Source organism: Coleofasciculus sp. FACHB-1120, from assembly GCF_014698845.1.
Classification (GTDB): domain Bacteria; phylum Cyanobacteriota; class Cyanobacteriia; order Cyanobacteriales; family FACHB-T130; genus FACHB-T130.
The window spans coordinates 1-13,287 of record NZ_JACJTV010000060.1 but is presented as its reverse complement, the minus strand read 5'-3'; the positions used below and the strand labels follow the sequence as shown (position 1 = coordinate 13,287).

General features: G+C 45.4%; 2 protein-coding genes and 4 pseudogenes. 2 read left to right on the top strand and 4 right to left on the bottom strand.

Annotation, left to right across the window (positions count from 1 at the left end; genetic code table 11):
- A pseudogene (locus H6H02_RS27420) lies at positions 1-168 on the top strand (IS5/IS1182 family transposase); the annotation flags it as partial.
- Positions 169-186: 18 nt separating this feature from the next.
- Here H6H02_RS27420 and H6H02_RS28020 read toward each other — a convergent pair.
- Positions 187-396, bottom strand: a pseudogene (locus H6H02_RS28020) (MFS transporter); the annotation flags it as partial.
- A 634-nt stretch (positions 397-1,030) separates the two neighbouring features.
- On the bottom strand, positions 1,031-8,689 hold the full coding sequence (locus H6H02_RS25945; protein WP_190823232.1) for a non-ribosomal peptide synthetase/type I polyketide synthase: 7,659 nt from the start codon (positions 8,687-8,689) through the stop codon (positions 1,031-1,033).
- Between the two features lie 633 nt (positions 8,690-9,322).
- Here H6H02_RS25945 and H6H02_RS28015 point away from each other — a divergent pair.
- Positions 9,323-10,007 (top strand): annotated as a pseudogene (locus H6H02_RS28015) (site-specific integrase).
- Positions 10,008-10,149: 142 nt separating this feature from the next.
- On the opposite strand, the gene H6H02_RS25935 reads toward H6H02_RS28015, so the two are convergent.
- Entirely contained in the window at positions 10,150-12,351 is a 2,202-nt protein-coding gene (locus H6H02_RS25935; RefSeq protein WP_190823230.1) for an ATP-binding protein, read from the bottom strand.
- A gap of 447 nt (positions 12,352-12,798) precedes the next feature.
- Positions 12,799-13,287: pseudogene (locus tag H6H02_RS25930) on the bottom strand (transposase); the annotation flags it as partial.

Below are 13,287 nucleotides of genomic sequence, written 5' to 3'. Positions count from 1 at the left end.
TCGCCATTTGGCTCGATTGAGAGTGATTGCGGAGCACATCAATCGACGGTTGAAAATTTTCCGCATTCTGGGAGAACAATACCGCAATCGTCGTCGGCGATTTGGATCCGTTTCAACCTCATTGCCGCGATCGTTAATATTGAACTGCTCCGTTCCCAATCTGCCTGATTCACGCAAGAGGTCTAATACGCCTGCAATTGGTAGTAAAACCAAGCTGGGAATTTGGCTAGTAAACCCAACAACCCCTAATAACCAAGGCGAATTACTCAAATCATAAACCAGCCAAATAGTAGCAACTTGTGTCATCCAAGTTCCTACTAAGGAAAGACCTTGCCCGCCAAAAAATAGGCGACAATTTCTCGATTTTAATGCTGGAATATTTGCAATCATTCTCATTTTCGCTACCCCTCAATTTAAACAAATTGTTTTAATTTTTGTACAAAAAAATCTGATATTTTTAATTATTCTTGATGGCTAAAAATAAGAAGTTAATTTCTAACTTTTGTAAGAAGACGTTCATTTAGCTAGCGTAATATTAGGAGGTATTATCAACGTCAAATTGCCTTTTGTGTAAACAATTAATTAGCTCCAGCTAATTAAACATAAAACGTTCGGCCTTGCTGAATACAGGTAGTAATTCAAGATTTCGGAAGGGCTATAAGCCAAGTAGGGTGAGTTTTGTAACTTCAAGCCAAAAGTTGATTCATACCGTGAATCAGCAACGCCAAACGTTCAACTGGGTAACAAGCATGATTAGCTCTGTTTTCAACCCCAGCTACAATCGCCATTGCTAGGTCATATCCAACGCTACCCTTTTTTTGAGGATACGTCGCACTTGCTCCTGTCCTAGTTTAATCTTGCGTTCCCTTGCTAGTCTTTGGCTAATCTGTGCAGTGCCATTGCTCGTTCTTTTACTCTTCTGGCTATTCCTTTAGCACTGCTTAATTCTCTTAGTGTTCGGTCTTGTTCAAAGTCTAGTTGGATTCTTAAAGCAGAGGGCATTTTTTGCAACAGAACCATCTACACAGACCTACTTCAGATAGACTTTCAACTTTTCAGCAAGAACTGACACATGAGGTGGTTGATTCATGGTGATGTGATTACCATGAACTTGGTGAATTTCTATCCCTTCAAACGCCAAATCTATCCAAGCTCGTTCTGGGTGATGAGGAAGAGTATCATCCCGTTCGCGAGCGCGGAAGAAAACAATTCGACCTGGATAAACTTTAGGGATATAGCTAAGCATGGAGCGAACGTTAACTTTAAAGATATGGAGCAAATGGCGAAACTGCTTTAGGTCAGACTCCGAAAACCGTTGATGAGCGTTTCTTATTGTTAAGAACTTCCTTATCTGTTCGTCTGGTTCGAGTTGATGAATGTCATCCAAGGAAACTGAATCATCTCCCAGCATATTGATAAAATAAGCAAGGATTTGGGCATCTGTCTCTACTTTATGCCCATCTGGTAATTGACCAGGCCCGGGTGTATCGAGCATAGCTAGTAATGCTACAACTTCCTGTTGCTGGTGTAGTTGTTGGGCGATCTCGAACCCAACCATCCCTCCAAAAGAAGCACCACCTATGTAATAAGGCCCTGTTGGCTGAATCAAACGCATTGCTTCAATATATTGAGTTGCCATTGCTTCAATCTCAGTCAATGGTTCGGCTTTTCCATCTATCCCTTGGGCTTGCAATCCATAAACAGGTTGCTCAGTTCCTAAATCTTGAGCCAAATAGCGATAGAAATAAACGTGACCACCTACTGGATGTATCAAAAATAGAGGGGGCTTTAGGCTATTTCCCTTTTGGATTTCCACCAGACAGGAAGGAATAGCTGGCTGTTGAGAGGAACTAACTTTAAGAGTTCCAGAAGTGGAAGGACTTGCTTCAATTAACTCAGCTAATTCGGCAATAGTCGGTTGACTTAATAAACTATTGGGCGATAGTTCAATTAGCAGAGCATCTTGTAACTTGGAAATTAGCTGAAGTGCTAGTAAAGAGTCTCCTCCCAACTCAAAAAAGTTGTCGTATATTCCCACTTGTCGGAGTTTGAAAAATTGTTGCCATATTTCAGCAATTTTTTGTTCAGTCTGATTGCGAGGAGGTACATAACTTTTTCGCATCTGGGGACTGAAGTATTCCTCTTCGGTCGTCGATAGTGTTATTTCAGACTTGGGCAAAGCCAATACCTTCTCAACAGGCTTGGCGGTTAATCCTGAAAGCTTAGATGGTGGAGCGATCCAGTAACGTTGCCGTTCAAAGGGATAGGTGGGTAAGGAAACGCGGCTAGGTTGCTGCGGGCGATAAAATTCCGACCAATTTATTTCTACACCTGCCAGCCAAAGCCGACTCAAAGTGGTGAGCAAAACTTCTACATCTGCTTGGTGTTCTTGAGGATGGCGCGTTGAAGTTAGTACAATCTGTTCTGTAGACTTGTGCGAATGCTGTTTGGCTAATGTGCTTAGCGATCGCCCTGGTCCTATTTCTAGCAGAATTTGTTCGGGTTTTTGGAAAAGTTGTTGCAACCCTTCAGCAAAACGTACCGTACTTCGCAAGTGTTTCGCCCAGTAATAGGGGTCAGTGGCTTGTTCGGCTGCAATCCAAGTGCCGGTGACATTGGAAATGTAGGGAAATTGTGGCGGCTGAAGGTTAACCTTTTCCATCAATTGCGTGAAGGGCTTTAAGATAGGTTCCATCATTTGAGAGTGAAACGCATGGGATGTCTGCAAGCGACGATACCCGATACCTTTGGAAGTCAACTTGTTTTGTAAGGTATCTATAGCTTCGATCGCTCCCGAAACCACGCAATTAGACGGTCCGTTAATTAAAGCCACTTCTAGAGGCGCTTCCAAGAGGAGTTGCAAGTCTGCTTCTGGAAGTGGAACGGCAAGCATTGCGCCTGCGGGCATTTGCTGCATCAATTTTCCCCGCATCGCTACGAGAGCTAATGCGTCTTCGAGGGAGAAAACACCAGCCAGACACGCGGCTACATATTCACCAATGCTATGCCCGATCGCACAAGTAGGATACACTCCCCACTCCATCCATAGGGTTGCTAGGGCGTACTCAATGACAAATAGAGCGGGCTGTGCAATTGCCGTTTGTTTCAGTTGCTCGGTTGCGGCTTCGATATCCGCTTCGCTGGGGTAGAGGACATCGCGCAAGTCCAACTGTAAGTGAGGTTTGAGCAATTCGCAACACAGATTGACTTGTTGGCGAAATGTGGATTCAACCTCATAAAGTTCCCTCGTCATATGCACATACTGGGAACCCTGTCCGGAAAACATGAAGGCGACAGGACGAGTTTTGGATTCGTAAACGTTGGTAAACACTCGTTGGCTGTCGAGAGTAGTTAGAGATGCGATCGCATCTTGAATATCCTGACAAACAACAACCCGCCGATGATTAAAAGCCTTACGCCCCTTACTGAGGGTATAAGCGACATCAGCCAAGTTAAGTTCAAGATGTTGCTTTAAGTATTCCGCTAAATTGGCAGTGGCTTTATCGAGTGCCGTACTGGTTCTTGCAGATAAGACCAACAACTGGCACTTTCTCCCCGGTGCCTCTGCTTTCTCGCGGGCCTCTACTGGCGATTCTTCCAAAACTACATGGACATTGGTACCGCCAATACCAAAAGAACTAACTCCAGCACGACGGGGAATGTCATTTGTTTCCCATGCCATTAGCTTGGTATTAACGTAGAAAGGACTGTTAGCGAAATCAATCTGAGGATTGGGTTGCTCAAAATGCAAGCTGGGGGGTAGCAATTTGTGTTTCAGCGCGAGGGCAGCTTTAATCAAACCTGTTACGCCAGCAGCAGTATCCAAATGTCCGACATTGGTTTTCACCGAACCAATCGCGCAAAAACCCTTTTTCTGAGTCTGGCTGCGGAAAGCCTTTGTCAGTGCCGCAATTTCGATGGGATCACCGAGTTGGGTGCCGGTGCCGTGCGACTCGATATAACTGATAGCTTCGGGTTCAATTCCTGCTGTCGTAAGTGCGGCGGCGATAACCGCTGCTTGCCCTTCCACGCTGGGGGCAGTATAGCCAACTTTTAAGGAACCATCGTTATTGATAGCAGAGCCTTTGATAACGGCATAAACGCGATCGCCTGAAGCAATGGCATTGTTTAATCGTTTCAAAACCACAACGCCCGCGCCATTCCCGCGAACAGTTCCCTGCGCCTTCGCATCAAAAGCGCGGCAATGACCGTCGGGAGACAAAATCATTCCTTGTTGATACAGATAGCCAGCCTCTTGCGGGAGTTTGAGAGAAACGCCGCCAGCTAAAGCCATGTCGCATTCGCCGTTGAGCAAACTAGAGCAGGCTACATGCACTGCAACTAATGAAGTTGAACAGGCCGTTTGTACGTTGATAGCAGGACCTTTGAGGTTGAGTTTGTAAGCTACCCGCGTGGACAGAAAATCTTTCTCATTACTAATCGTTATTTGGTAAGAGGAGGCTGGGTCGGCCCACTCGATATGGGGAGCTAGATTCTTAAGCAGATAATTGTTCATACCTGCTCCGGCATAAACTCCAATTTTCCCGGAGTATGTAGCCGTGTCATATCCCGCATCTTCAATAGCTTCCCACGCGCACTCTAACAACAGGCGGTGTTGGGGGTCTGTCACTTCGGCTTCTCTGGGACTAAATCCAAAGAAGGAAGCGTCAAACATCTCCGAATCTGGCACAAAGCCGCTTGCTTTGACGTAATTAGGCTGCCCCAGCATAGCCTGGTTCACTCCCAAAGAGAGCAGTTCATCGTTAGAGAAGAAGGAAATCGACTCGACACCATTTTGCAGATTTTGCCAAAATTCATCGATGTTTTTAGCGCCAGGAAAACGACCCGCCATGCCGATAATCGCTATCGCTGTCTCATCTGTTCTTTTACGGAGCAGATTTATCTGGGTGCGTGAAGGGCTGGAGGCTAAATCAATTTTTTGACCAGACTCTTGGCTGAATAATTTAGCTAAAGATTGGATGGTTGGATATTGGAACAGGTCAACGATGGACAGCTTTTGTTCCAATATTTTTGATAATTTGTTGTGAACCTGAACTAGCAGTAAAGAATGACCGCCCAGATCGAAGAAATTATCGTGAATGCCTACTGTATCTAATTGAAGTATCTCTTGCCAAACCGTGGCCAGAATTTTTTCGAGTTCGGTTTTGGGCTTGCTATCGTCGGCGAGCGGGGCTTTGGGTAGCGCTTGGGGAACGGGTAGGGCACGATGATCGACTTTGCCGTTCGGTGTGAGTGGAAAAGCTTTCATTAACACGAAAGCAGATGGCACCATGTAGTTGGGCAGCTTCTTCTGAAGGTAATCCCGGAAGTTTTGATTCGCTGTCCGCTGCAAAGATTGCCACAATCCTTGGCTTTCCAGAAGATAATCTATGCCTTGATCGATTAGAGCTTGTTCTGTAGGGTCAAGATGTAAGGCAATCCCAGCTTGTTGCTCTTGGCACCACTTCACCGTTCCTTGTAGATAAATAGCTTCCGAAGCTCCAGGTAAAAGCAGGCGCAGACAAATAGGCTTGCCTGGGCTAAATGCGGGAGGGGTTCCCCCTAGCTTAACGCCGGTCTGGGAGATATCCTGAGTCCGAAGTAGGAATTTATCGTTGTCAATTTCTACCACGCACTCGCTCTCGTAAAGAAGGCGTTCGGGGATAAGCTTGGAGATAATATACCCTACCAAACGCTTGTCGCCCGGTCGGTCTTCTTGTGCTATTACTAAGCATTGCTCAACATCGGGATGTTCTTCTAAAACAACCTGGATTTCGTCTAGTTCAATGCGGAACCCGCGAATCTTTAATTGGCGATCGGTACGACCAAGATACTCAATGTTCCCGTCTGCAAGGTAGCGGACTAAGTCTCCGGTTTTGTAGATCCGCTCTCCCTGTTTGCTGTTAAAAGGATTGCTAATAAACCTTTCAGAAGTTAAATCGGGTCTATTCGCATAACCCCGCGCTAAACCCACACCGCCTATATATAACTCTCCAGACACGCCAATAGGTACAGGTTGCAAGTGGGCATCCAGGACGTACGTTTGGGTGTTAGCAATTGGACGACCAATAGTTATGGGTTGGCTGCCATCAGTTAATTCAGCAGCGGTGGCACAAACCGTTGTTTCTGTTGGCCCGTAAGCGTTAAAGAAGCGACGACCTGGTGCCCATCGAGTCACTAGATCGATAGAGCAAGCTTCCCCCGCAACAAGAATTGTCCGTAGCGAAGGCAAATCCTCTAAAGGTAATAATTTCAAGACTGCTGGAGGAAGCATGATAGTCGTGATAGCGGCATCCTGCAATAGTTGAATCAAACCCTCTCCTGGAAGTAAAGATTCTTTTTTTGCTAAAACTAATGCCGCACCTGCTACCAGCGTCTTTACAATCGCCCATATAGAACCATCGAAGCCAAAGGAAAAGAATTGCAGCACCCGACTATCTGGCTGTATGTCAAGTTCTATCTGCAAGGCTTTAGTAGCTTGGTTACACAACCCTTGGTGTTGGATTAACACGCCTTTTGGTTGGCCTGTCGAGCCGGAAGTATGGATAACGTAAGCTAGATTGTGAGGATGTACGCTAATAGTTAGATTTAACTGGCTTGGTCGGGAAATTTCTTCCCAATCTGTATCCAAGCAAACTGTAAGCCCCTGATAATCGGAACATTGGTCAACTAATTTTTTCTGAGTTACGAGCACTGATACTTGCGAGTCTGACACTATATAAGCCAGACGTTCTTGGGGATAATCAGGGTCTAATGGTACATAAGCCCCACCAGCTTTAAAAATTCCCAGAATCCCTACGATCATCTCGATAGAAGGCTCGACGCATAGGCCCACCAATACTTCCGGACCTACTCCTAAAGTTTGCAGGTACTGTGCTAATTGATTGGCACGACAATTTAACTCCCTGTAGCTAAGCTGCTGTTCTTCAAATACAACTGCTACAGCATCAGGAGTTCGCTCCACTTGGGCTTCAAATACCTGATGGATACACTTGTCTTCGGGATAGTCTATCTGGGTGTTATTCCACTCCACCAGTAGCTGATGCCGTTCCGACTCAGTAAGTAGTGGCAATTTAGAAACGGGAGATTCTGGGTTAGCGACAATTCCTGTTAGTAAAGTTTGTAAATGCCCTATCATTCGGTGAACGGTTGCGGCTTCAAACAGATCGGTACTGTATTCCCACTCCCCGGATATTCCTGTCTCAGTCTCCTTAAGTGACAGGGTTAAATCGAATTTAGCTGTGTTATTTTTGGGTTTTAGAGCAGTTAAAGTGAGATTTGGGAATTCCAGCTTCTCTGGTGGGGTGTTTTGTAGGACAAACATTACCTGGAAGATAGGAGTGTAGCTAGCAGATCGTTCAGGCTGCAATACCTCTACTAACCGTTCAAACGGAAAATCCTGATGAGCGTGAGCATCCAGGGTAATCTGCCGTACCTGAGCAAGCAAATCCGCGAAAGTGGGATTTTCTTGCCCCTGAATTCGCAGTGCTAGGGTGTTTACAAAGAAGCCAATCAGCGGCTCTATTTCGCTGCGGTGGCGGTTAGCAATGGGAGAGCCGATAACAATATCTGACTGCCCACTGTAGCGGTGTAATAAAGTGAAAAAAGCCGCCAGGAGTGTCATAAATAGAGTCACCCCTGATTTTTGGCTAAAAGTCTTTAGCTTTTGCGTTAGCTGGGCACTCAAGTTAAAGGACTCCGTAGCCCCTCGAAAAGTCTGTATGCTAGGGCGCGATCGATCTGTTGGTAGTTCTAATAAGGGCGGTGCCCCCGCTAGCTGTTGTTTCCAGTAAATCAGTTGAGTTTCTAGCAATTCTCCAGTGAACCACTGTCGCTGCCAGCAGGCAAAGTCAGCGTACTGGATGGGGAGTTCTGGTAAAGGCGAAGCTTCACCTTGAAAGAATGCCTGATATAAGATACCCAACTCCCGGAAAAATACTACCCACGACCAGCCATCGCCAATAATATGATGCATCGTTATTAGCAGTACGTGGGATTGTTCTGCTAGTTGGAGCCGAGTAACGCGCAGTAGGGGACCGTTGACTAGATCGAAAGGTTGGTGGGCTTCGTAGTTAGCCAACCGCTGCACCTCCGCTGCCTGTTCTGCTTCTAGTAAATGCTGCAAGTCCACCATTGGAACAGTTATAGCCAAACTAGCCGCGATGACTTGTATGGGAGCGCCATTGACGCTGCGGAAAGTGGTACGCAGAATTTCATGACGACGCACGATTTCTGTCAAACTTTTCTCTAGAGCGGCTACGTTGAGATCCCCTACCAAATGTAGTAGTCTATGCATACTGTAAGTAGCATTTCTCTCTACAAATTGCTCAAAAAACCACATTCGCTGCTGAGGAAACGAAAGTAGCAATTCTGTGGAGTGGGATGCTGGTTCGATAGTGGTTACTGACAATCCAGGTTCAGCTTGGTGAAGAGCTTCTATCCGAGAGCTTAACTCAGCAATTGTAGGTGATTCAAAAAATAAATTTAGGGTCAACAGCACACCCAAAGCTTTCTGTGTAAGAACAATGATTTGGGTGGCGTTTAAAGAATCTCCTCCTGCTTCAAAAAAGTTTTGTTTTCTGCCGACTTCTACCCCTAAAACCTGGCTCCATATAGCTGACAATACTTCTTCAGTAGGAGTGCATGGCGGGATATATTTTGTGCTGAACAGATCGGAATCAGGATGCATACTGATGTACCTTGGTAAAATCGAATTGGAACAATGGTGGATTAGGGGGCACCGTGCTGAAAGAGAAAAATTGTATGTTAAGGAATTAGTATTAAATCCAAAGTCTTGAGAGTACGTTAATTTAACACCACTATCAAGATGCAGAGTATATGCTATACTCTGCACCAAAATAGAATAATAATTTCTACAAATAAGACGGGTAAAAGCTTTCAGCCAAGTGCGTACAATTTTTCCGTTTTAGTACGGTGATGGGATCACCTGTGTGCGGTTGTTTTTTGGTCTGTGGTTTTCAGTCGCTCACGCGGAGGAAAGTAGTTATCTAACTAAAAGATTGACAAGTTTTTTTCTACTAAAGCCTACGGGGATTACCTGAACCCTTGCACTTAACTATAGCGATGAAACACTGTATCACATACGGTATTTTTACTGAGCTTTGATTCAGCGTGCTTTTAATCAAGCTTTGAGATGACGCCTGAATCTGATTACCAGCAACTTGCCACTACTTACTTACCTTCTTGCGTCACAGCACTCTCCATTTTTTTTGCATTGCAAGTTTCAATTGGGACTTGAGAGTTGCGCTAGCAAGCTACCCCCAAATCGTGGTAAATCATTGGGCATTGATGGGTAGCCTCCATGAAGATAGATCGACACGGAAGATCCAAGGTTTTATCTGTAGAAGAAATCCAGTTGTTATTCAATTAGGGTTTACAGACCCCCCGCGATCGCGCCTTATTCGGCAACTGCTTGTTTTGTGCCTGCCGAATCCAGGAAGCTTGCACCCTGGGAATTGTGGATGTCTACGACGCACTCTGGAAGAGTTCGCTCCACGCTAATCACTAGGAAGGGGAACACCAAAGGAAAACAAGCGACTCGCACCATCCCCGTTATTGATGACCTACGAATCCTTCTCACCAACTACCAGCCAGCAACGGGTCAACCCTATTTGTTCTCCGGTCGCTTCGGTTCTCCTTTTCAAACCGACTCAGCTGATAAGGCACTGAGAAAAGCCTGCAAACGAGTCGGCTTAGAAGGTGTCTCATCTCATAGTTTCCGACGTTCCGCCCTGACCCAAATGAGCGATGCTCTTATCCCCTTAAGAATTGTTTAGGAAGTGTCGGGTCACAGAAATCTCAGTCAACTTCAGCATTACCTGGAAGTGCGCGACTCACAAGTGTTAGGAGCCGTTAATACCTTATCCTTAGTCTCTCCTGTGTCCGAATCAGACTTTTGTAGGTATTCCGGATTGTCAGAAGATCCTTTCTCAAATCAAATCGAGAATTCTAGTTTTGTCAGAAGGATTCCCGAATTGTTGCCTTGAATGCAATTGCTAGCCGGGAAAGTAACATATGGCGAGGTAGAAACACATTTTCAAGAGTCACCCTAACGAAAAGACTCTAAAGAGCCGAACAATGGCACCATATATCTGTAAAACTGGAAATGTGCTGGCAATCAGCATCTAGCTAAACTGCTGGCTTAACGTGTTGCCGGAGAGGAATCCGAATGATGAACTCAGTTCCTTCACCGGGGGTTGAGAAGCACTCCAATTTGCCGCCATGTTTCTCTGTGACGATTTGGTAGCTGATGGACATCCCCATTCCGGTGCCTTTTCCCAGCGGTTTGGTCGTAAAGAAAGGATTAAATATTCGTTGTTGAATCTCTTTAGAAATACCGACTCCGTTATCGGCGATCCCTACTTCCACCCATTGTGCATTCACAGTTGACGTGCGAATTGTAATTCGATTGGGATGGTCTTTTATATTTTGATAGGTACGCTGGGCGTTACTCTCGTCTATTGCATCAACAGAATTCACCAAGATATTCATAAATACTTGGTTGAGCTGTCCGGCATAGCACTCGACGAGCGGCAGTTCAGCATAGTCTTTGACCAGTTCAATTGCTGGTCGTGAGGAAGTAGCTTTGAGGCGATGTTGCAAAATCATCAGGGTGCTGTCAATCCCTTCGTGAATATCAACCGCTTTGAACTCCGCTTCGTCCATCCGAGAGAAGTTTCGCAACGATAGGACAATCTGGCGAATGCGCTCGGTTCCCAGTTTCATAGAAGTCAGCATTTTCGGTAGGTCTTCTTGCAAAAACTCTAGATCGATATCTTCAGCTACCGATTGAATTTCAGGAGCAGGATTGGGATCATGATGCTGATATAACTCTACAAACTCTAATAAACTCTCGGTATATTCCTGCACATGGGTAAGGTTGCCGTGAATGAAATTGACCGGGTTATTAATTTCGTGGGCAACTCCGGCGACAAGCTGCCCAAGACTCGACATTTTTTCGCTTTGAACCACTTGAGATTGAGTGCGCTGTAATTCCTCTAATGTGTTCTTGAGTTCGGCTGTGCGCTCTTCTACTCGGTCTTCCAATTCCTCCTTGCTTTTCTCTAAAGCAGCAAAAGAGCCGCGCAATTGCCCTGCCATATGGTTGAAGGAATTGGACAGCGTGTTAAGTTCTCGGATATTGCTCGTTTCCACCGTCTGCTCTAAAAAATTGCCAGATGCCATTGCCTCACTTGCCTGATTTAGGCGAAGCATCGGACGAGCAATCCAACGAGAAGTGAACACGCCCATCACACAAGCAATCACCAATGCACCTAGACAAAGCGCGATCGTCGTGCGCGTATTGGCATTGACTTGTCCCATAAATGTGGTTTCTGGCACACTCACTACCACGAGCCAATCTAAGCCATACCGATCGCGCCAAGGCACAACATTGACAAAGTGTCTTTCTCCTTGCACCTCAAGCTGAAAGGATGTGGATTGGGTAATCGACTGAAGCCCTTTGGAGACTTGAAGGTGGCTGGCAATGCTCTGAATCGTTGAATTAGGGCTATCGATCGCCTGTAATCTCTGGATTTTTTGACCGGCGAGGGTAAAAGGCTGTGCTGTTATGGAGTTAGCGATTAGGGTGCCATCTCGCTCCATAATGAACACTTGACCAGACTGACTGATATCTAAAGTGCGTAAAAAATCACTGAGTTTCAGCAGATGAAGGTCGATTGCAATCATTCCCACCAAGCGGTTTTGAGCATCATAGATGGGGCGACTGGCAGAAGCTGCAATATAGGGGCCTGTAGGATAATTTCCGGTAATGATCCTCGCCCAGACAGGTCTAGCAGCTGCAATCGGCTGGGTATACCATGATTCATTCGTATTTTTGTAATCCCAGCGAGCATTGACTTGAGTTCGATTGCCCTGGTTGTCAGTGGCGTAGGTAATCACATTGTTGGGAGGTTCGGCAGTCCAATCATCAATGGTGATGGTTTTGCCATCGTAACGAGCCGCTCCAACCCCCTCGCCGGTGGTTAAGCCAATCCCAATGTAGGTAAAGTCATACGCCTGCATCTGATCCCAGAAATACTTGCCAACGATTTGGCGATCGCGCACATCCAGTATTCCTCTACGAATGGCATCTGCATTGATTTGGTTGAGGGTTTGGGGAATTGCCAGATAGGACTTCAGGTGTTCATCCACAACATCGCTAGTGCGAGCCATCAACTCTTCTGCCAAGTTATTGACTGCTCTCTGTCCATTCTTAAAGGACAAGTAGCCTACTAAACTAACGGCTCCAAGAATTTGGAGAATGAAGGGAATAATCAGAACAATTTGTAATGGAAACGCGCTAACTCTGCGACGTTGATGAATTTTCATTGTAGGGAAGACGACACTAATTTTAATAGAAGATTACTAAGATGCCCACGTATCTAACTTTCTATGAGCTTTGCCTGAGGTTTAAGTAGCAACGGAACAGAAGGTTGCCTTAAGCCTGAAACATAAGCCCCATTGTCATTTTGGAATAGATTGTTCAGTCTCAATGAGACGACCAATTGGAGTGAGCTATTTAGTACAGCGTTTTAATAGGGGTAAAAGTAGCGAAGCTGTTACCAGCCGCCACGCAACAGATGTAACCTTTGCCCAGACTTGATTACATCAAAATTTTTGGCTTTTTACGCCACATCAAGCTCCAACCGCTCGCTCATATCCAACCTAAAAGTTTCATAAGGATTAACATAACCCCAAATCAACAGCGTTAGCCCTCGTAAATTTACGAGTGTCATTCGTTTCATCCATACAGGGTTAGCGGGACTTAAACAAATATCAAGCCCAAACAAAGCCCAAACAAGCTTTATAAGCTAAGAATACGTCCCGCTTATGGTTCAAACACTCAATAAAACGAAAAGACATCGCTGTACGAAATGCCTCCAACGCTTCAGGAAATGTGTTTAAAGGTTTGTTAGCCCACCTGCGTCTGAGTCCTCCTGTTAAGGTGTGCCATAAAATGAAAGTATAGGCACAGAAGACAAGAATAAAATGCCTATATAGACTGCGTTTGTCTCTAACTTGATATTCCTTAAGTCCTAACTATCCTTTTGCTTTCCGGTAAAAAACTTCTACCCAATTCCTTTGAGAATAGGTGGTTACTATCCACTCAGGTGTTGCTATTGAGCCGACAACATTGGTAATAAAATAATCAATGTCACTGGCTTCATCAAAGGTTGAGGCATTCATGACGATAGCAGTTGTTCTCTTCCCTTCGAGGTGTGACAGTTCAACTTCAATAGATGCCACCCACACAGTTTTTTTGTT